General features: G+C 39.7%; 14 protein-coding genes. 1 reads left to right on the forward strand and 13 read right to left on the reverse strand.

Annotated elements, in window-relative coordinates:
- Nucleotides 1-148: 148 nt before the first annotated feature.
- From VK664_RS06945 to VK664_RS06960, 4 genes are all read right to left on the reverse strand, one after another.
- Nucleotides 149-1,279 (reverse strand): FecR family protein, encoded by a 1,131-nt coding sequence (locus VK664_RS06945; RefSeq protein WP_461397904.1) that lies wholly within the window; start codon nucleotides 1,277-1,279, stop codon nucleotides 149-151.
- Nucleotides 1,280-1,386: 107 nt separating this feature from the next.
- The gene (locus VK664_RS06950) at nucleotides 1,387-1,968 is read right to left on the reverse strand and encodes an RNA polymerase sigma-70 factor (RefSeq protein WP_461397905.1); all 582 of its coding nucleotides are present in this window, start codon (nucleotides 1,966-1,968) and stop codon (nucleotides 1,387-1,389) included.
- A 365-nt stretch (nucleotides 1,969-2,333) separates the two neighbouring features.
- The gene (locus VK664_RS06955) at nucleotides 2,334-3,191 is read right to left on the reverse strand and encodes an N-acetylglucosamine kinase (protein WP_461397906.1); all 858 of its coding nucleotides are present in this window, start codon (nucleotides 3,189-3,191) and stop codon (nucleotides 2,334-2,336) included.
- Nucleotides 3,192-3,208: 17 nt separating this feature from the next.
- Nucleotides 3,209-4,501: a sugar MFS transporter gene (locus VK664_RS06960; protein WP_461397907.1), complete on the reverse strand. Its 1,293-nt coding sequence runs from the start codon at nucleotides 4,499-4,501 to the stop codon at nucleotides 3,209-3,211.
- Nucleotides 4,502-5,122: 621 nt separating this feature from the next.
- Between VK664_RS06960 and VK664_RS06965 the strand changes: the two genes are divergently transcribed.
- Entirely contained in the window at nucleotides 5,123-5,878 is a 756-nt protein-coding gene (locus VK664_RS06965) for a DeoR/GlpR family DNA-binding transcription regulator (protein ID WP_461397908.1), read from the forward strand.
- Nucleotides 5,879-6,200: 322 nt separating this feature from the next.
- On the opposite strand, the gene VK664_RS06970 is transcribed toward VK664_RS06965, so the two are convergent.
- The 9 genes from VK664_RS06970 to VK664_RS07010 all read right to left on the reverse strand — a co-directional run bounded on the left by VK664_RS06970 (nucleotide 6,201) and on the right by VK664_RS07010 (nucleotide 21,025).
- Nucleotides 6,201-8,138, reverse strand: coding sequence for a hypothetical protein (locus VK664_RS06970; protein ID WP_461397909.1), 1,938 nt, complete (start codon nucleotides 8,136-8,138; stop codon nucleotides 6,201-6,203).
- A gap of 11 nt (nucleotides 8,139-8,149) precedes the next feature.
- A complete protein-coding gene (locus tag VK664_RS06975) occupies nucleotides 8,150-8,965 on the reverse strand; it encodes an N-acetylmuramic acid 6-phosphate etherase (protein ID WP_461397910.1) in 816 nt (271 codons plus the stop codon).
- A gap of 29 nt (nucleotides 8,966-8,994) precedes the next feature.
- Complete coding sequence (locus tag VK664_RS06980; RefSeq protein WP_461397911.1) at nucleotides 8,995-9,738, reverse strand: 3-keto-disaccharide hydrolase; 744 nt, start codon at nucleotides 9,736-9,738, stop codon at nucleotides 8,995-8,997.
- Between the two features lie 22 nt (nucleotides 9,739-9,760).
- Nucleotides 9,761-11,698, reverse strand: coding sequence for a hypothetical protein (locus tag VK664_RS06985; RefSeq protein ID WP_461397912.1), 1,938 nt, complete (start codon nucleotides 11,696-11,698; stop codon nucleotides 9,761-9,763).
- Between the two features lie 123 nt (nucleotides 11,699-11,821).
- Nucleotides 11,822-13,165, reverse strand: coding sequence for a DegT/DnrJ/EryC1/StrS family aminotransferase (locus tag VK664_RS06990; RefSeq protein WP_461397913.1), 1,344 nt, complete (start codon nucleotides 13,163-13,165; stop codon nucleotides 11,822-11,824).
- A gap of 77 nt (nucleotides 13,166-13,242) precedes the next feature.
- Entirely contained in the window at nucleotides 13,243-13,917 is a 675-nt protein-coding gene (locus VK664_RS06995; protein WP_461397914.1) for a hypothetical protein, read from the reverse strand.
- 17 nt (nucleotides 13,918-13,934) lie between these two features.
- Nucleotides 13,935-15,719: a RagB/SusD family nutrient uptake outer membrane protein gene (locus VK664_RS07000; protein WP_461397915.1), complete on the reverse strand. Its 1,785-nt coding sequence runs from the start codon at nucleotides 15,717-15,719 to the stop codon at nucleotides 13,935-13,937.
- Between the two features lie 11 nt (nucleotides 15,720-15,730).
- Nucleotides 15,731-18,859, reverse strand: coding sequence for a SusC/RagA family TonB-linked outer membrane protein (locus VK664_RS07005; protein ID WP_461397916.1), 3,129 nt, complete (start codon nucleotides 18,857-18,859; stop codon nucleotides 15,731-15,733).
- 288 nt (nucleotides 18,860-19,147) lie between these two features.
- A complete protein-coding gene (locus tag VK664_RS07010; protein WP_461397917.1) occupies nucleotides 19,148-21,025 on the reverse strand; it encodes a neutral/alkaline non-lysosomal ceramidase N-terminal domain-containing protein in 1,878 nt (625 codons plus the stop codon).
- Nucleotides 21,026-21,047 lie beyond the last annotated feature (22 nt).

A 21,047-nucleotide genomic window follows, 5' to 3' on the forward strand; every position in this document is an offset into this window, starting at 1 on the left:
AAAGTTTATTAAATCGGAACCGATAGCTTTCGCGGGCGTAGGTTCCAGTACTTTGGACAGCGGGAAATGGACCAACATTTCCCGTTTTTTATTTTAGCATTTTAGTAATGGATGTTTTATTTTATCTTTTATTCTATCATAAGTAGTTTTATTTTTTAATAATGATTTTTCCGTTGTTTAAAGTAAAGTGAAAGGGTTTCATCAATTGTAATTCTGAGAGCGCCTGCTCAACGGTTTCATTGGCAAAGGCCCCGGTAAGTTTATATTTTTTCTGTTCTTCGTTTTCAAACTCAATAGTTACATCATACCATCTCTCCATACGGATTGCCAGTTCTGCAAAGGTTTCTGCCCTGAATACCAGGCGATCTTCCATCCATGCTGTTTCAACCAGCAGGCTGTCCTTCGGATTAATGATCGCTGTCGACACCTGGAAAATCCGTTGGCTCTTATTCTGATCAGCCTTACCGGCATTATTATCACTCTTGCCAGATTCTAACGTATTTGAATAGACGACGATCTTCTCATTAGGTTTTGTTAGTATGGTCGATTGTTTTTCATTTTTTATTTCCACCTCAATCGAACCTTCGATCAACGTGGCCTCGGCTTTTTCATTGGGATAAGCTTTTACATTGAAAGAGGTACCCAGGTCACGGATATCCATCTGCGCCGTATGTATCAGGAAAGGATGATGATCATCATGCCTGATTTCGAAAAATGCTTCACCAGATAAAAACACTTCACGTATTGAATCTTTGCTGAAATCACCAGTATAAGTGATCGTTGAACCCGCATTCAGCCAGACTTTGGATCCGTCGGGAAGTATAAAATGATTTTTAGCCCCTTTTGATGCAGCCAATGTTTTGTTCGATGCGGTTGCCACAGGAGATTGATTGCTTTTAGATTGCAGGTTCCAGAAAGCTGATATAGCTATAACCAATAACACAGAGGCTGCTATGGCATATAAAGCCGGCTTCCTTAGTTTTAATACAGGTGTTGCTCTATCTTCTGATTGTTGCCAGACTTCCGCAGCAAGTTGTTCTTTCTGAATCCGAAGCATATGTTTTTCAAGCGCCGCTTCACGCTCAGTATATTCCGTTTTTTTTTCTGACGATGTCCAGTAATGACTTATGATCTCCAATGAATACAGTGCTTCCGGAAATTTTTCCAGCATGGCGTTTAGTTCATTCAGTTCAGTTGTTGTGGCTTCGCCGGCTATTTTTTTCCCAGCCAGTTCCCACATTCTTTTTTCTTCATTCGAATTCATAATAGAATAAGGCATTCGTTAGTATCGATAACATTGTTTCAATAACAATGTATCAATAACGATGTATCAGTAAGACAAAGTTTTTTTGATTTTCCCTTAAAGGAATTTGAAATATTTTTTTATTACCTGAATGACTTTCTTTTTTCGAAGGTGATACAGGGCTGTATCGCATCACTTAGTTTCTTCATGGCAATACCTATCTGGGCTTCCACTGTTTTAGGAGAAATGCCGAGCACTTCAGCCACTTCACGGTATTTCAATCCATCTTCCCTGATCAGTTTAAAGATCATGCGGCATCTTGGTGGAAGTTGTTGTATAGCCTGATCCATTTCCCTGATCATTTCCGAAGTAATATAAAGCTGTTCCGGATCAGGTGCAGAACTTGCAATGGCCAGATTGTCTTCGGCAAACAATGTGGTTATTTCCCGTTTTTGATGGGCAAGGTAATTCAGGGAATGATTACGGACACAGGTATAAAGGTAAACGGTGAGATTGTTGATGGTGTCCAGTTTACGTCGCATATGCCAAATCTGCAGAAAAACATCAGACACGATCTCCTCAGCCGCCGGTTTATGTTTCACGAAAGAACCGGCAAACTTTAGAAGAGGTGTAATATAGACCCGATACAAGCGCAGATAGGCCGTTTGATCGTCCGATAAAGCAATCAGTTGTTGAAGTTCCTTAACTTCTTTAGAATCTATCATGATCTTTGCAGACCCTTTTATAATAGCGGGAGACAGGCAACGCTATAGAAACTTCAGCGAAATATATATTTTTTTCTACTGGTATATTTTTTCTACCGGAAAAATCCTTGTTGCTACATCCTTCTAGTATGGGCACACAAAGGACTTTTGTTTTAAGATAAACATCAAGAGTTTCCGATTATGAAATTGTTATATCTGCATCATAGAACATGTGAAGGTGTATTTTCCGGAAAATATACTGATGAAGATCTGGATTTGAGGGAACAATTAAATGGAGATCGGATTAATTAACATGATAGCGTGATCGATCAACATTCCCGATAAGTCTCATTTATTCCCAGAACCAAAATGCCAGGGATAATATACTATAACTCCTTTTTCAGATCCGCCTGAATGTGATAGTCAACCAGGCCTTCCATAGGCGAAGACATTATCCGTCCGATCTTCATATCAAATTCATGACATACTGATATCAATATACTTTTAAAATGAAGCCCGATAGAGCCGATGCTATTAAATGTTAAATGTTGATAATTCTCATATTTGCTTACAAGCTTTTCAAAAAATTTCCTGAAACAAATCTTTACCAGGGATTGAAGGTAACTGTTGTCAATATGATCGTTGATAAATGTACAGAAGGCGGCACAAAAACGGTTTGCCATAGGTTTAGTATAAATCTGGTGCATAATCTCATCCGGAGATAAATGATATTTTGACCAGAATAAGTCATGTACATCAGATGGCATATTGTTGCGCATATATTCTGATAGCAATTTTTTTCCTATAGCTCCGCCACTCCCTTCATCACCCAATATAAACCCCAATGAGTCAATGTTTTTTACAATCTTATTTCCATCATAAATACAGGTGTTGGTACCTGTTCCTAAAATGGCAGCAAAACCTGATTTGTATCCAAGCAACCCTCTCGCAGCTCCTAACATATCCATTTCAATGGAAATCCTGACACCAGGAAATATTTTTTGTAAAGCCTGCTCAATTATATCGTCTCGTCCACTGGCACATCCTGCGCCATAAAAAAAAAGCTCATTGATTTTTTCACTTTGGATGGTGGCGGGAATATTATTTCGGAGTGAATTGCTTATATATTCGGTATTAATGAAATAGGGATTGTATCCTTCCGTCTCAAAGCAGATCTTCTCCTTTAGGTCATTTATAAAACACCAGTTTGTTTTAGTAGATCCGCTGTCAGCTATCATCATCATAGTTAAGATTTTAATTTCTATATTGCCTTTAAGACTGGTGTGTTTCGGATTTTATGTCCGTGAACGGAATAATAATAAATAACCAGGTAACAAGGCAGGAGCATCCAGTAAGCTTGCTTAGCACCTATATAATCTGTTAAAAATCCATAAAACAAAGGGAGAAATGCGCCGCCTCCAATAGCCATAATCAACAAGGAAGAGCCTATTTTTGTAAAGCGGCCGAGTCCGGCAATTGCCATTGGCCATATGGAAGGCCAGATAAGAGAATTAGCCAGCCCAAGCATGGCGATGAATGTGATCGAAAAAATGCCATTTGTAAAAAGAGCTCCTAACCCGAATGTAATTCCTAACAAAGAACAGATCTTTAAAGCGTTTTGCTGGGCGATGTATTTGGGAATGGCTATTATTCCAATGATATATCCGACGAGCATTCCAATTAGGGTTGCACTTGTAAAAAACTTCGCTGTAGACATAGGTATTCCTTGTGATTGAGCATAGGTAATAATAGTATTTCCGGCTATCACTTCAACGCCTACATATAAAAATAAGGCTAACACACCGAGCAATAAATGAGGAAACTGAAATATTGATTTTTTCTGCTCATTTGCTATGGCCAGAGTTTTATCTTCTATATCGCTATCGATCTCCGGAAGACCTGAAGCTCCTATTAAAAAAGATAAACTCAACAAAATTATTCCGGTGATCAGATAAGGCATTTCCACGCGGTGAGCTAATTCATTCAGAACCTCAGTATTCTGATCCCCGCTTATATTAGAAAGCTTTTCTTTTACAAGATCCGCATCGCTTAGCACAATCGCCCCTAAAATGATTGGCGCAATAGCACCGGCTACGCCGCTACAGATGCCCATTAAACTAATACGCTTTGCCGCACTTTCCAATGGACCAAGAATTGTCACATAAGGATTGGAAGCCGTTTGCAAAATAGCCATTCCGCTTCCCTGAAGAAACAAGCCAAGTAGAAAGATGCCATACATCCGGGTCTGCGCTGCGGGTATAAAAAGAAAGGCGCCTATTGCCATTACCCACAGCCCTATCACCATTCCTTTTTTATATCCTACTCTTTGCAATAGCCAACCTGAAGGAACTGCCATGAATAAATAAGAGATATAAAATGCAAAAGCAACCAGGAATGCCTGGAAATTATTTAACTGACAGGCAATTTGTAAATACGGAATTAAAACAGAACTGACCCATGTGATAAATCCAAAAATGAAAAACAGGATCCCGATTATATACAATGGTTTCGCGATGGAAGAGCTTCCTTTTTTGTCGTTAGTTGTAGCATTCATATTTACGAAAACTATAAAGGGATTAAGACACCCGATAATTACCTCAGATTATTTATATATTATTTCCTTTATAAGTAATATTGAAAACTTACAACTCCTTAACCACCGAGTAATGTCGATTTTTTAACAGTATTAATTACGCATATTTACTCAATAATTTTACCAATGTTCACGAATAAACGCAAACTGCACTGAAGTATGAAACGCCTAAACTTTAGATAATCAGATGTATACCCTTCCAACGTCAATAGAGTCCGAATTCAAAACTAAACTTATTTGCAGATATACGCAAATTAAAAACGCAGATTAAATTATTCTAATTGTGCTAAATTGCAGGTTAATCCGGTAGGTTTTGAATAGCAGGTATTATAAAGATGCAAAACATATACTAAAAACTTGTCATTCTTCATTTAAATTCGCTCTAGGCAGAATGTCTTCGACAATTCAAACACCATGAGGCCATCTAAGGTTGTCTGGCTTGTGATATAAATAAGCCCTTCACAACTTTATACCTATTAATTGCCGGACTTTTCCAACCATTGGAAAAAGACTCAGTGAAAAAAGGTTTAGTACTGGCTTGAAATAATTAATCCAGTTCATTTATAATTAAACTATGCAAGTATGATAAAAGAAGAAAGATTGAAGAGAATAATGCGTGAAGTTAATATTCATAATAAAGTCCTTTCCGTTGACTTAAGCAGATTATTAAATGTGTCGGAAGATACTATAAGAAGAGACTTGAAAGACCTGGTAAATCTTGGCAAAATCGCAAAGGTCCATGGAGGAGGAATCAGCCTTTCTTTTGCTTTATCATTTAATCATACCAACAACAATGAAATATATGCACTTGAAGAAAAACAGCAAATTGCTCAAAAAACAAAAACACTTTTAAAAAAGGATATGACCATCCTTATTGAAGGAGGGACTACCATACTTGAAATAGCGAAATCGATTCCAGAAAATCTAAATGCAACCTTTTTTAGCTTAAGTCCGCAAGTGGGAGTTGCATTGGCAAAATATGAAAATCTGGAAGTTGTTTGTATTGGTGGTAAAATAAACAAAAATGCCTATTTATATACTGGTGCAAGTGTAATCAACCAGCTGGCAGACATGAAAGTAGATTTGTGTTTAATTGGCGCAAATGGGTTTTCTATTGAAGAAGGATTAACGGATTCTGACTGGGAAGTAGTCCAGGTACTTAAGGCGATGATACGGTCATCACATAAAGTAGCAGTTGTTTGCATTTCTGAGAAACTAAATACAGGGCAGAGAATGAAAATCTGCGATACAAATTCTATCAACTACCTGATAACTGAACTTCCTCCGGACGACTCGCAATTATTACAATACCGAAATGCAAACATTACAGTTATTTGACAAGATTCCAACGGTATTAAATCAATACATACGAATAAATGTTAAACGATTCCGAAAAGTTTATAGTTTAATATCATCTATCACTTCAGCAGACACGGAGCTAGCTATTTCCTGTATGCGTGATTTACTCAAGCGAAATGATTCGGGAGACCAGCCATAAACTTTTCAGAAAAACGGCACACAGCAGCATCGCCATCTTCTTCTATCTCTTTGATTATTTGGGCTACAGTGTCCCGAATCTTCGCTTCTGCCTACTTTCCTTTTGCTTCCGGTTTTCCTTTTTTTAAGAATATTGCCATATTTTGCAACGATGTTTTTTCTGTTAATTGTTTTTGACTTTTATTTTTTCCACCACTATATCCAGAATGTTTTCCGGGAACAGTGAAGGCTGGGAATTCCAGAAAAACGATTCATTACCTTCATACGTTTGCCTCTTTATATGACTTTCCGCAGGTAAATAACTTGGAAGATCATTTGTATATCCAACAACACTTACCAATTGATCGGGCCACAATTTTTTAATGGCAAAACTATATGCAGTTACTACCTCCCTGGAAAGACCTATCAATTTCCAATTCCCGATATTTATTGTTTGAACATATATCGGCATAGTTTTCGGCATTGTTTTATTTTCATAGTAATTCAACATCATATCTGCCCATCTCACATTTTTTTCAGCAGATACATTTCCTTCCTTGTTACTATTTTCGATTTTAAATTGCTCCACTTTTTCTTTGCTCCAGGGTTTCACAGGCACCTCGATAGTGTCTAGCGCATATGAAATGTCACCAGCAATTTTCTGCATATTGCCCCGCAAAACATCCTGCACATTCATCGCAAGATCTGCCCCGGTTTTTTTAGGATCGGTATCTCTGGGATTGATATCTCCGGCGCAAGCCTGTAAAAAAACGGCATTGTAGATCGACAATTTATTTTCGATGATCGTTTTGGCCACACCCGGAAAATTTGCCGATACCGTGTATCCTTCTTTGCCTTCATTTTTAAAGACGGGATGACAGCCGGTTAAAAACAATATATTATTCCCCCTTTTATTTTCACTTACGGTACTCACTACATCGACAGTGTTATCGTACAGACCAGGTTGATCTCCTGCGCTTCTATTACGCCCGATATTTGTTGTACCTCTTCCAAAATAAATAGTTGCCGGATACATATAACCGAGGGCCGATTCAATAGCCTTAATGATGCCCTTTTTTACAATTCCATTCAGGTAAGTACTATCCGGCACCTGGCCATGATCACCAAATGTTGGAAAGCTTTGAGTAACCGGCGCATAATGAGTATGAGAACAGTTCAGGAAAATAGCAAAAGGAGGAATCTTTAGCTTTTTGTTTATGATGCTTTTTATCTCTGTGGCAAGGGAATAATCAAAACCGCAAACATCAAATCCCACGACAACAACTACTTTTTTCCCCTTCCTTATTGCAATTGCTCTTGCAGATAAATCACCGGTAGAATTGTGGCTTGATATATATACTTTTTTATCGCTGGAAACGGCATATAGCCTGTTATTTGCTACTGCAAGCTGGTTGAGTCTCAGATCAGCTACTGCCCTGATATATCGTCCGATCTTTACCCGGGGAAGATCAGGCATATTAGTCTTTCTCATCCAAAGGGATTGGTCGGCACCGATTGTATATATCCTATTTCCATAAGCCGTCATGCATAATGCACTGTCAGCAACTCCTATCGTTTTCCAGTTACTGCCTGAATGAATACTTTTTACCAGCAATTCATTTCTTGTATTTGTTGCATAAAATTGCCCGTCAACTATGGTAAGTGTTGCAGTATTGTCTGCATTACCTATTTTCTGCCAGGGAGCATTCTTTTTCGAACATTCCCTGCTTAACAACTCATGTTTGGAGTTTACTGAATAAAGCCTGTTCTTATAGCCCGTTAAAGAAATTATATCATGAGCAGTTCCTAATTTCGACCAACCTCCATTATCTTTCAAAACGTCTTTTACAAGCAGGTCCTTATTCTGATTTACCGCATATAGTTTTGTTCCAACTCCTGTTAACAGTAAAATGGAATCAGGCGCACTATCCGACCTTTCCCAGGCAATACTAAACCGGCCGTCGCGCGGTGCACCATAGCCCGCAAGTGCAAGGGAAAATACAGAACTATCCGGTTCAATGCTGATGCTGGAACTACCGATAAAGTATTCAGATTGTCCTTGCGTATTAAAAAAATGGAAAAAAAACAATAGGGTAAGCAGATAAAAAATGACAGTACGCATACACTCAATATTTATTTATCCTGCATAAGATAATCCATTGCTTTTTTGACACTTCCCTTTTCGAGAAGTAGACTCCTGGCCTCGTCATAGTTATTGAGCTCAGATTTTTCGATTAAAGTCCTCACACTCCGGTCTATAATCTTTTCATTAATAAGCACCACATTTACCATCCGGTTATCTTCTACTCTACCCAGTTGAATCATTGTAGTCGTGCTGATGATATCAAATATCATTTTTTGTGCAGTGCCACATTTCATCCTGGTACTTCCGGTCAGGAATTCGGGTCCGGTGATTATCTCCACGGGATAGTCTGCATTCACAGCGATCGGGGATCCGGGATTGCTAACTATACAACCTGTAGTAACGCCATGGGCACGGCACTTGATCAATGATGCCAATACAAACGGCGTCGTTCCACTTGCAGAAATGCCAATCACAATATCTTTTGTTGATACCTGGTGTTGCTGAAGCCTGTTCCAGCCTTCTTCTATATCGTCTTCTTTTTCTTCCCGGGCTTCTATCAAACGGTCATTCCCTCCGGCTAGTATTGCTTCTACCACTCCCTTGTCAATACCGTAGGTAGTGGGGAGCTCAATTGTATCCAGCACCGATAAACGACCACCGCTACCTGCGCCCACGTAAAACATCCGGCCACCTTTTTCCAATTTTGCTACAATAGTGTAGATTAATTTATTCAACTCGGGCAAAGACTTTTCAATCGTAAGAGCCACTGATTTGTCTTCAGTGTTGATTGCCCTAGTTATTTGTTCTACAGTCATTTTTTCTAAATGCCGGTACTGCGATGGTTGCTCGGTAATTTTGATCATAAATTTCTTTTGTTCGTTTTCATTTACCATTATAAAATCCTTATCTGAATATTCCTGAAATATGCTTTATTGCCATGATCCTGTAATGCGATCCTGCCCTTATTAACCGAAGCATAATCCGGATAGGTTTTCCATTTTCCTGTAGTTCTTTCCCTGTTCCATTTATCGGTACCCCTTTGAAACTCCAGAATTTTTTCACCATTTAACCAATGTTCAACCTTTCCATTATTATATAAGATTTTACTGGTGTTCCATTCTCCAACAGGTTTTAGCTTCTTTTTATCGTTTGGCAATGTCATTGCATAATCAGCTCCTGCCTTTTGCCATTCTTCCAGCTTGCCGGGAAATCCAATATCATCAATGATTTGGTATTCGGGCCCTGTTTCATAGGGAGCTTTGTATTTTTTGTTTTCAACAACGTGATACATAACTCCGCTATTACAACCTTTATTAACTTTCCATTCCCACTTCAATTCAAAGTTTTCAAATTCCTGGTCGGAGACAATATCGCCACCTGTGTCACCATTTGCTGCACCTAAACATTCCAGAGCGCCATCCTCTACTTTCCAGTTTTTTACTTCACCCGTTTTATTAAAGCCATGCCAACCCTTTAAATTCTGGCCATTAAAAAGATTGATCCAGGATTCCTTTTTCTGATGAGTGCCTACACCTTGTTCATCGATTTCCGGCTTTGAAGCCAGTTTTGAATTGTGACACGAAAGCAGGCTTATTGCGAGTAAAAAACTACCGAGACATGTTATTTGCTGTTTCATAAAACGTTATTTAAAAAGTTATTTACCTGTTTAATTTTTTGATCTGGCTAACTACGATGTCAAAAACATCCAGCGGAGGAATGGCAGGTTGTGCATTCCAAAAAAATGAATTGTACCCTTCGTATGTTTTTGCCAATATGTGATTAGATTTTGGTAAATAGCTCGGAACATCATTGGTATATCCGGCCACAGAAACCAGTTTATCTGGCCATAAGTTTTTTATGGCCATCCCATATTCGGTTACAGCTTCCCTGGAAAGACCCACTAATTTCCAATTACCTATATTCAGTGTTTGTACATATACGGGCCAGGTTGTGGGAACCTTTCCCTCCTTGTAGCGCTTAAGCATTACATTGGCCCAGCGAACATTCTTAATTGACTCGAGATCTTGCTGTTCACTATTGTCCTGTTTAAATTTTTCAATCTGCCCGATACTCCATGGACTAATATGGATTTGCAAAGTGTCGAGATAAAAGGAAATGCTGCCTGATATTTTTTTCAATCCTCCTGTTAGAGCCGATACGATATTATTAGCGAGTTCTGTACCTGTTTTTTCATGATCGTCATCTCTTGGATTAATATCGCCAGCACATCCCTGGATAAACATCGCCTGGTTAAACAGGCTTTTATCCTGTAGCAGTTTCTTTGTTACACCGGGAAAATTTGCACTTATGGTATAGCCTTCAAAGCCTGCATTTTTAGCTACAGGATGGCAGCCGGTTAAAAATAAAATGCTTCTTTTTTTCTTGTCAGAGCTTTCAGCTTTTATTATGTCCAGTGAATGATCGTAAGGATTTTCACGATCCGGTGAACTCCTGTTATGACCTATATTAGTACTGCCTCTTACAAAAGATAATTCTGAAGGCGACAAATTATCCAGGGCTGTTTCTATTGCTTTTACAATTCCATTTTTTACCACATTGTTTAGATAATTGCTATCCGGCAACTGCATCGGCTCTCCATATGTTAAGGCCTCCTTCATAGTTGGCGCAAAATGCGTATGGGAACCATTAATGAATATCGCCTGCGGTGGAATGTTTCTTTTTGTGTAAACAATATTCTTGATAGCAGTAATCAACGAATAATTAAAACTCACTAAATCGACACCCACAATGATTACTGTCTGCTTTCCATTTTGAACAGCCATCGCTCTAGCCGAAATATCTCCATCGCTGCTATGCCTGGCCCTATAAATCTTTCCATCATCCGCAAGGGCATAAAGGCTGGTATTGACCACTGCAAGTTGGCGTACTTTGATTTTGTAAGTAAAGCCGTTATAACGCCCTATTTTAATCCATCGATTCCCGAAACCTACTTTTTTGAGATACCAGATAGTATTGTCATTATTGACAGAATATAACATTCTGCCATCACTGGTAAGTCCGGATACGTCATTAATACTATCTATTATTTTCCAGTTACCGTCAGAAGCAAGATTTCTTTCCAGCAATTCATTTTTTTCATTAATTGCATACAGTTTTTCATTCAGCCCTGCAATTGCGATTGTATTATCCTGAGACACTCCTATCTTCGACCAGATTGCTTTGTTTTGAGCAGGCGCTCCCTTTAATAGTTCATGCTTATTATTTATACAGAATAATTTTCCATTTAAACCCGTTAGGGCAATAATATTTTTCTCAGTTCCAAATTTCTGCCACGAAATATGTGTTTTTGAAACCGCGCCTTTCAATAATTCATTTTCAGTATTTAAACCATATAAGTTTCCGTTAAGTCCTGTTATATTTTTGATATGCGGTGCATCTCCGGCCAGGTCCCAGGTAATTGTAAATCTTCCTTCCGCAGGTGCTCCATATCCTCCCAGTGCAAGGGAAAAAATGGATGAATCCGGCTCGAGACTTATTATGGAAGTTCCTATCCGGTAACCGGACTGCGCATTCACATCCACATCCACATGAAGGAAAAATAAAATAATAAATGCTGGTAAAGCCCGATACTGCATAGCTTATCGTTGTTTAAATATTCTGTCAAATCTGATCTGTACGTTATGCCGGCCTGCAATTTGTTGAAAGAAATCATTGCTGTAAACAAAATATGCCTGTGCAATGAATCTCATTCACAGGATTTAAACCTTATCTATCTCCTTAGCATATTTTTGTATTTTTCTGACTCCATCCGCTATCTGGTCCATATCTTTTTTCGTTCCCAACAGCATGGTTTGAGTTAACCATACAGACTGCTCTCCGGTTAATATATCATTCTGTGGGCACTGATTGCGCTCAAGCCATTCGTTCATTGTTTTTTCTCCGTAAATTTTCAGATAATGTCTGTTCTTAGCGAGGCCCGTTACATAAGAGTCTTTATTCATCATACCATAGCCACTTGAACATGGAACGCCCTCTGCATTTAATGCTTTTTGAAATTTTTCCCGACTCAATCCTGCAAACTGTGTTTTATCGTATCTGAACATGTAAAGATGATAAGCACTTTTCGTGGTGCCTTCATAAAGTTTCGCAGGTTTGATTCCGGGTATTTCATTTAAGAGTTTAGTAAGATAGATTGCATTTTCGCTTCTACGATTTGATTGATCTACTAAACGTGACATTTGTGCAAGCAAAATAGCACCCTGGAATTCTGTCAGACGCAAGTTTGTACCACGTGTGCCCGCTCCTGTGGTATATGCAGCTGTTTGTCCTCCCTGACCCTGGTTGTGAAAACTATAGCAGGTTTTTATAAAAGCATCATCATTTGTAATAATGGCGCCACCTTCAGCACAGTTCAGATTTTTGCTCGCCTGAAAACTAAATGCACCAGCGAGGCCATAAGTTCCGACCTTTTTACCACGCCACTCTGCCAGATGCGCCTGACACGCGTCCTCAACTACAGGCACATTAGCTTTTTTGGCAACAGCCATAATCTTATCGAGATTTGCCGGCGAACCACCAATATGAACCGGCATTATGATCTTTGTTTGTTTTGTAATAGCTGATTCGATCTTACCGGCGTCAATTTGAAAACTTTCAATATCAGTATCCACTAGGATAGGCAGCGCGTAGTTTAAAACCACCACATTGTATGTAGCAACAAAAGTATAAACGGGGATAATTACCTCATCACCCGGACCCAGGTCCATTGCTCCAAGAATTGTGTACAGAGCACTTGTACCGCTCGATACTCCAAGACAACGCTTTGCACCAAAAAGATTCTGATATTCTTTTTCAAATTTATTCATAACGTTGCCGCCCAGGCGCCCCCATTGTTTGCTTTTCAGAACATCAGCCAACGCAGTCTCTTCAGTATGATCATATAAAGGCCAGCCCGAAAAACCGCCGGGATGTGATTTTGGACCTCCCAGCAATGCGGGCTTGTTATCTGCAGCAAAAACAATATTCGGTATACCGAGGGCTAAGCCAACACCAGCAACTGACATCGTATTGAGAAACTCCCTGCGTTCTAAATTCTTTTTCATGTTAAAAAATTTATTTTTTATTAGTAAGTTTTACAACGTGTATATATGCGACTCTGATAATTTTCGAACAAATAAAATTATTGGATCTTAAATTCGATCTGGGAGCTATAGTTGAAATAACTACCGGGGTTGGTTGTTCTGCCAATACCTCTTAAATAATAGGTAGTTCCCGGCTTTAAATTTTGTATTGTGTATGTCTTTTCACCCGAGCTGAGGTTCTGAGACAGCACATTATCGAGCGTTCTTCCACCGCCACTGAAAGTAAGATTGTTCGGATTTCGCAAGGTACTCCAGAGCACTCCGAGCTCGGTTAATGGTTGAGATGCATTGACTTTGGTATATCCCAATTTTATTACTGCCGTTGTTCCTGTATTCGACACAAGTGTGGCTTTAAGTCTTACATGAGGCATTACTTTTATTTCAATCTCGGTGTTGTTATTATTGATCACCAAAGACTGTGGCGCTGCTGATGTCAGAACAAACGGTCCTACTGCCGTATAGCTGTAATCACCAGGGAACATCCTGCTATTTATAAAATTTCCTTCGGGAAATGTCGTAAGATTTATCGGTTGAGCGGAACCTCCTTCATACAACCTGACAACCGTACCTGCATTGACTCCACCCGACTCCACCAGCTCACCGTTTTGTGAATCAACGATCTTACCCGCGATGCTGAGGTTAGGCATCTCATAATTATCTACGGAACAACTGGTAAATGATATTATTACTGCGAAGAAAAAAATAATTTTCATTTTAATTAATTTATAGATTACCAACCTGGATTGTTAACAATATTTGCATTGGTGATTATATAATCGGACAGGTTACTATAATAATCTCTCTCAGCAAAAGTGCGGACCTGACCATTATCAAGGGGGGAACCCTCTACACGTTTAAAGGTCCACTTATAAACGCCGGCGCCCTTATAAGAAAGATATGGCCAAAGCCCATGAATTCTGGTATTAGTGAAAAGAGAAGGTCCAATCCTCCAACGTCGCAGATCCCAAAAGCGCTTGTCTTCAAATGCCAGTTCAACTTTTCGTTCATTCCTTAACCTGTCTTTTGTTAATTCAGCAAGAGTAAGAATTTTGATGCCCGCACGGTTTCTTATTTGATTGGTGGCATCCAACGCTTTTTGCATATTCGTGCCTAATTCAAATTCCGCTTCCGCGTAATTGAGTAATATCTCGGCATAACGAAAATCGATATAATTCTGATCGGATCTTCCTTCAGCTATAATTGTACTGGTAATCAGGTATTTTTTCAGATAGAAACCCGTTTTTCCGATATCGCCTAATGAGACTGGCCCGTCACGACCCACCTGCGAAACGGCAGGATCTTTTGGAAAAGGAGTACTAAAATTCTGAAATAATGTTCCATCTGTATCTGTCACTCCACGATAGATCTGGACCGGCCGGCCATTAAAAGGACTTTCCGGACGAAGCACACTCGCATTGAAACGTGGATCTTTATCTTTAAAAAGTTCGTCCGGGTGATTGAATTCTTTTGTACCTCCGCCGATAGCCAATGTTCCGGGAGTGCCATCAATATATTCAAAAGACTCAACCATCTCCAGCGTAGGCGATGAAGCATTACCGCAGCAGCCCGTTTTGTAACTATTGGGCATATTGGTATTATCAAAAGAATGCCGTTTGTCAGGATTACTGTATGCCTTCTGGAAAATAACTTCTTTGTTTCCTTCATCAAGGAAAATATTCTGATAGTTTGCAGAAGGATCTCCCGTCTTCGCAATCGGGTTATATAACTTGTCGTAAAGACCATACTTATTACCATCGATAATTGCCTGCGAAGCATTTTTTGATTCAGTAAAATATTTAGTCGCATTATTGCCCGGAATACCGACCAATCCATCTAGTTGAATTGAACCATATTTGGCGATGGACCCTGCATACAACATGGCTCTTGATTTCAGTGCAAGTGCCGCCCATTTGGTTGCGCGATTCTCATTGGCGCCATCACGGCTTGCCGGGAGATCTGATACAGCATCATTGAGTTCAGCCAAAATAAATTCGTACACTTCAACCTCTTTATTTCTTGGTACTTTTAGTTCATTGAGATTGCCTTCAAATATTTGCACGTCTTTAATGATAGGCATTCCACCATATTTTTTCACCAGGTCAAAATAATAGTATGCCCGTATAAACCGGCATTCAGCCGTTAGGGTTTTGATCTGATCTTCTGTTAAACTGCTTGTCTTGACTCTTTCTAAAAAGAAATTTGCCTTCCTTATCCATTGGTACATGGTTGAATTGAGAGCTAAACCGTTACTACCGTAGTTGTTTACAAGTGTAACTCCTGCCCATGGATGAGATGTTTCATCCGTCATATGCGACTCATATACCGTACCAGCGCCTATCTTATCAAATCCAATAGGTATATTATCATATAGTGCTGCCAGGTAAACCGTGATAAGTGTTTCAGAATTCCAGACATCCTGGTCGGAGAGAATATTTAAAGGCTTTCTATCCAACACATTTTTTATGCATCCGGCAAGACCGATTGTCATGATAAATATCAATATTCTGATCTTCATAATAATTTGTATTAAAAGGTTATGTTGATTCCGGCATTGTAAGTTTTCTGTTGGGGATAGTATGATCCTCGTCCACTTGGTATTTCAGGATCAAGGCCAATAGAATTCAATCCCGAAAAAGTCAGTAGGTTTTGTCCGCTTATGGAGATCATCAGGTTTTTGACTCCATATTTTCTAAGAAATCTGCTCTCCAGATTGTAACTTATATTTAAAGTTTTCAATCTCAGATAAGTTGCATCTTTTATCCAGAAGGAGGAGACCATACTGTTATTGGGTGTTCCGTTGTTTACAGTACTGGGATATTTACCGGGTATCCATTCTGAATTAGGATCTTTTATATCTGCCCTATGCCATCTATCCATGAAATAAGCATACGAGCCCATGTCGTTATTAAATGGACGAATCAGATTTTCACTCAGACGTACATTGAAATTAGCAGCACCCTGCCAGTTCATATTTATTCCAAAGTTTTTCCATCTCAAGTCCATGCCCATCCCAAAATTTATTTCAGGAGTTTCACCTCTTCCAATGGGTTGCTTGTCCATTGCGTCGATCACGCCATCCTTATTAAAATCATCGTATTTTATATCCCCTGGTCTTAGTGTAGAATTTGCCAGTGCATCCTGAACAGGTGAGGAATTGATTTCCTGCTGTGATTGGAATTGACCCAAAGCCTTCAATTCAAAGAAACGGTTCTTGTATCTGTCATTCGTATTATTTTGCCAATTATCGACTTGCGAATTAAATGCTCTTAATTCAACATGATCCCATCTTGATTTGTAAAAGGATACATTTCCCGAAATATTGTAACGGAAAGCTCCCACCTGATTGGCATGACCAAGTACCAGTTCAAATCCTTTAAAGTCGTCTGAGTTCAGGTTTTCCAGTGGAAAGCCTGCGCCAAATGTAGAAGGCAATATCTCGGCCCTGGTTGCTAGCAGGCCTTCCCTCTTTCGATGAAAAACATTGGCTTCAACCTGAAGAAGGCCATTCCATAAACTTAAATCAATGCCCAGGTCAACCTGACGGATTTGTTCCCATGTAATATTAGGATTAGGAGTTCCTGCATCCACCAGTCCTGCGGTAACCACATTAGACCCAAAAACATAACTTCTCGAAGGATAGGTATAGCCGGTCAAAAAATAATAGCTGTTACCGGTAGGATCATTACCCGACTGTCCCCATGAACCACGTAGTTTTAAATTATCGATCGCAGGAAAATTATCCTTGATAAATGACTCTTCTGAAACTCTCCAGCCAGCTGAAATTCCGGAGAAAAATCCCCATCTTTTTTCTTCGGGGAACTTTGGCGAGCCATCATACCGAAAGCTATACTCAAAAAGATATTTACCTGAAAAATCGTAGTTCACACGACCGATCAATCCCTTTCTTCCATTGTCAAAAGCAGATCCCGTGTTACTTTTATTCAAATCAGGTCCTGCAAAAATCTGGTCTATCGGTACTACATAATTTATTCTACTGGCCGCAAAAGAATTGAAGGTATTTTCAGCTTCCTCATACAAAAGAAGTGCACCAATATTATGTTTGTCAAAAAATTTCCTTGTATAATTAAGCGAGGCCTGAATGCGCGAAGCAACTGTTTTTTCGTTTAGTAAATTGATAGTATTGCTCTCGCGGGTTGCGACCTGAGTTGAGACCTGTGTTACCGGATCCCAGTTAAATAAACCATACTGTTTTCTCCATTGTTTTTCATCACGATATGAAAGATCTCGTGATGCCAGTACTTTCGCACTTAAACCCGGAACAAATGGAATCTTATAGTTTATAGTCAGGTTGCCCTGAAAATTATTTCTGTCATCTGCAATATATCCCGATAGATCTTTATTGAGATATGCAGTATGCCGTCCGCCGGTCGAAGTCACTTTTCCATCGGGGGTGAGTGGAGCACGGATGGGCCAGGTATACTGAAGCCAGGAAGCCATGAGGAAATCATCCTGCACCAGGTTGTTACGATCTTCATTTCTTGCACCAAACTCAACAGAGATATCTAGTCCATCAGTAATCTTCGCTTCCACATTACTTCTGAAATTATATTTTCCGTAATCCTGCCCTCCACCTCTCCACATTGATTCCTGCTTGATCGAACCCAGAAGAAAAAAGTATTTGATCCGATCGCTGCCTCCTCTCACTGTAATATTCTGCTGGAATTGCGGCGTATAGTCACGGACAAAATAATGATAGTAATCAAAATTGGGATAATCGGGGTCAGTACCTAAACGATATTTTTCAATCTCTTCAGGTTTATATATCGGAGAACCTCCCAGATTCACAGAGGATTCATTTTTTAATTCTGCAAACTCAGCGGAGTTAACCATTCGCGGATATTTTGTGACATGCTGTACACCGTAGTTTGCACTATAGTTAAACTCTGGCTTCCCGATTTTTCCTTTTTTTGTAGTTACAAGAATTACTCCGTTGCCGCCGGTTACTCCATAAACTGCCGCTGAAGCTGCATCTTTAAGAATAGTAATTGTTTCAATCTCGTTTGGATCCAGTCGCGTAAACTCCCTTCCGGGAACTCCGTCCACTACTATAAATGGATTGGAAAACCCACGCACCAAAAGTGCTGCATCGTCATTTCCCGGTTGCCCGCCCCGTTGAACCGCAACCAGTCCCGGCAGCTTACCTGCAAGCATCGACGTAACATTCGCGGTGGGTACGGTAGTAAGGTCTTTTGAAGATATTGTTGCGACTGACCCGGTTATGTTTCCTTTTTTCTGTGTACCATAACCTACTACTACTACAGAATTCAAATTATTTACAGAAGGGGCAAGGCTCACATTTACCGTAGAAGGACCGTTGACATTATATTCCTGGTTCTCGTACCCAACGCCGGAAAAAACCAGGGTAGAATTTTTTTCGGAAATCCGGATGGTGTATGCGCCTTTCTCATCTGTTATTACAGAAGATCCTGAATTCTTGACATTTACAGTAATAGATGAAAGAGTGTCTCCCTGGGTACTGGACACTGTTCCGGAAACAACATAAGGGCTTTGACCAAAAGCATGTCCGGAAAAGATAAGCTGAATTGCAAGCGTGGTAAGTAACAGGATCCTTCTCCACGAAAAGCTAACAACAGCTTGAGATCTTGAAATAAGTGTAATAAAAAGTTGCAGCATGACTCAGCAGTTTATGGTTATTGTTATGATACACGGTGATTTCTAATAAAGCGAGGTAGTTGTTCCTGCGCTAAATCTAATCCCGACTGAAATTAACAAATAGTTCACTCAAATACGTTTTTTTGCGTTTTTATTTTTGCACGTATGCGCAGTTATTTTAAAAATAGTTCTAAAAAGTCGCATTATTTGACATAAAATGCCGTTCAAGACAAAATTATGCGTTTTTAAAGCCGGATTTAATATCTGTAGACCGGCATGATGCTGTTAAATGCGGACGGTATTAAACAGTCAATTCGAAGGAATCAGAATTATTTGACGCAAATCGAACATTACACCTCTTTTCGACGAAGGAGCTGACCTGAAAACCAATTTGTGCAGGCCGGCGGTTAATTGAATAGTTCCTATTTTTTCTTTCCGATAGGTAAACCAGGAGCCTGTTTTTCCAATAACCCCTTTTATTTTTTTACTACCCGACTCAAATAAAAATGTTTTACCAGACTCTTTGTCCGAAACTGACCATTCAAGATATACTTCGTAGGATGCCTTTTTGCTTACCTGCAAATCCCACCTGGCGGTATCGGGCGTGTTAAACCATCCAAAGGCTTTCCATTCCGGCATATATTTAATAGTGGGACCCGTTGATTCCGCCTTCGAAGCTGTCAGGTAGACTGAACTATTTGGCGAAGCCTGGATTAATTCAAGACTATTGATTGTATCCCGTTTTTCTTTAAATGTCGCAGGGAGTAGCTGATGAACGGCATTCACAATACTATCTTCAATATCTTCAATAAACGGTGATGGTTTATTGTAGAAATACATACTTTCTTCCGTTTCATAGCCACCTTCTCTTATCAGTCGCCTAGAAGCGATGTAACAAGACACATCATTAGCATATGCATTGATCCAGATATTTTCTGCTCCCAGTTCATTTTTTAATCTTACAGAATAATCTGCTACCACTTCTCCACCAAGGTTAATCATTGCAAGCGCATTCCCAAAAGTCCATACCTGCACCGGATACGATAGGTACTCAGGTATTGTTTCTCCTCTCGCAAGTCGTTCAAGAGCCAGGCGGGCATAATAACCTTTGACCGATTTATCTTCTGATTGTTTGGTAAATTCTTTCAGGGAGGGACGAACCGTATATGGAAGTCTTATCCATTTTATACGCGTTACCGGCGGTACCGATATTGGTTGTAACTGAGACTGCAACAGCTTATTTACGTTGTCAGAAATTTCCTGGCCGTACTGTTTCATATACTCTGATTTTCCACGCAGTCTTGGATTAGCATCACCCCCACAGCCTATCGAAACCATTGCGACGACGCCGGGATGATTTTCTTCTATCAGGCGTTGGGCCTCGCCGACCCAGTCGCCATGAATTTTGTTCACGTCTGCATCCAGCGTTGTACCATGACAGGCATAATTTGCTAAAATGGCTTTTAACTTTCCATCTGTGTTAACAACCCGCAAAAAAGGAAGTGATGGATCAACCGGTCCACCTTTTGGTCTCCGGTTTTTCGCGAAGCCCGCCTGTCCCTGTCCCCAGGCAACATATGCAGGTTTGCGATCTTTTAGCGCAGCTAAAACAAGTTCTTCAAGCTTTTGACTCAGCAATTCGGTATATGCCGTTATATGTAGTAACTGATCGAGTCCGAGAAGCGAATCACTGAAACTTTGATCCTTTTTGTATTGAAGAATGTTCAGGAGATTGCCTAATTCCGGACCGCCATGCGTATGAGATGAACAGATAACAAGTTGTGCGGAACTAATACCCGTTTTTTTCGATAGACTTTCCGTTAGTCTTGCGGTTATCCATGCCGGAATACCGATCAGATCAACGGTAATAAAAACAGCAGGATGCTGGGCGTCACTTCCGAAAACCAGAGCCTTGGCCCAAAGCCTGTGGATGGTTATTTCGGATTCGGATTTTTCTCTGTTTGCATAACCTGCAAGACGTATCGGCGATTCGGGGGTAATATCAATCCTGGCAACTCCCACTTCCATGGCAACATCTGCAGCATCTGCCTGTTGAGAAAAAAGGTTGTTATTAAAAAACAAAAAGGCAAAAACAATAGTAAAAAATCCCCTCGTTATCAACGTTTTTCTAAGCCCGTATATAATAAAGAAGTAAGGCTTATTCCGAAAATGTAAACTGGGAGTCATAGTCATTTGTTTTTTAAAATTA

It is taken from the genome of Flavitalea sp. (assembly GCF_035489435.1).
Classification (GTDB): Bacteria; Bacteroidota; Bacteroidia; order Chitinophagales; family Chitinophagaceae; genus DATHKG01.

What these genes read in the sequence shown, in the direction of transcription:
- VK664_RS06980 (WP_461397911.1), bottom strand. Translation starts at nt 9,738, where the DNA reads ATGAAACAGCAAATAACATGTCTCGGTAGTTTTTTACTCGCAATAAGC.
- VK664_RS06950 (WP_461397905.1), bottom strand. Translation starts at nt 1,968, where the DNA reads ATGATAGATTCTAAAGAAGTTAAGGAACTTCAACAACTGATTGCTTTA.
- VK664_RS06945 (WP_461397904.1), bottom strand. Translation starts at nt 1,279, where the DNA reads ATGCCTTATTCTATTATGAATTCGAATGAAGAAAAAAGAATGTGGGAA.
- VK664_RS06985 (WP_461397912.1), bottom strand. Translation starts at nt 11,698, where the DNA reads ATGCAGTATCGGGCTTTACCAGCATTTATTATTTTATTTTTCCTTCAT.
- VK664_RS06955 (WP_461397906.1), bottom strand. Translation starts at nt 3,191, where the DNA reads ATGATGATGATAGCTGACAGCGGATCTACTAAAACAAACTGGTGTTTT.
- VK664_RS06960 (WP_461397907.1), bottom strand. Translation starts at nt 4,501, where the DNA reads ATGAATGCTACAACTAACGACAAAAAAGGAAGCTCTTCCATCGCGAAA.
- VK664_RS07010 (WP_461397917.1), bottom strand. Translation starts at nt 21,025, where the DNA reads ATGACTCCCAGTTTACATTTTCGGAATAAGCCTTACTTCTTTATTATA.
- VK664_RS06975 (WP_461397910.1), bottom strand. Translation starts at nt 8,965, where the DNA reads ATGATCAAAATTACCGAGCAACCATCGCAGTACCGGCATTTAGAAAAA.
- VK664_RS06965 (WP_461397908.1), top strand. Translation starts at nt 5,123, where the DNA reads ATGATAAAAGAAGAAAGATTGAAGAGAATAATGCGTGAAGTTAATATT.
- VK664_RS06990 (WP_461397913.1), bottom strand. Translation starts at nt 13,165, where the DNA reads ATGAAAAAGAATTTAGAACGCAGGGAGTTTCTCAATACGATGTCAGTT.
- VK664_RS07005 (WP_461397916.1), bottom strand. Translation starts at nt 18,859, where the DNA reads ATGCTGCAACTTTTTATTACACTTATTTCAAGATCTCAAGCTGTTGTT.
- VK664_RS06995 (WP_461397914.1), bottom strand. Translation starts at nt 13,917, where the DNA reads ATGAAAATTATTTTTTTCTTCGCAGTAATAATATCATTTACCAGTTGT.
- VK664_RS06970 (WP_461397909.1), bottom strand. Translation starts at nt 8,138, where the DNA reads ATGCGTACTGTCATTTTTTATCTGCTTACCCTATTGTTTTTTTTCCAT.
- VK664_RS07000 (WP_461397915.1), bottom strand. Translation starts at nt 15,719, where the DNA reads ATGAAGATCAGAATATTGATATTTATCATGACAATCGGTCTTGCCGGA.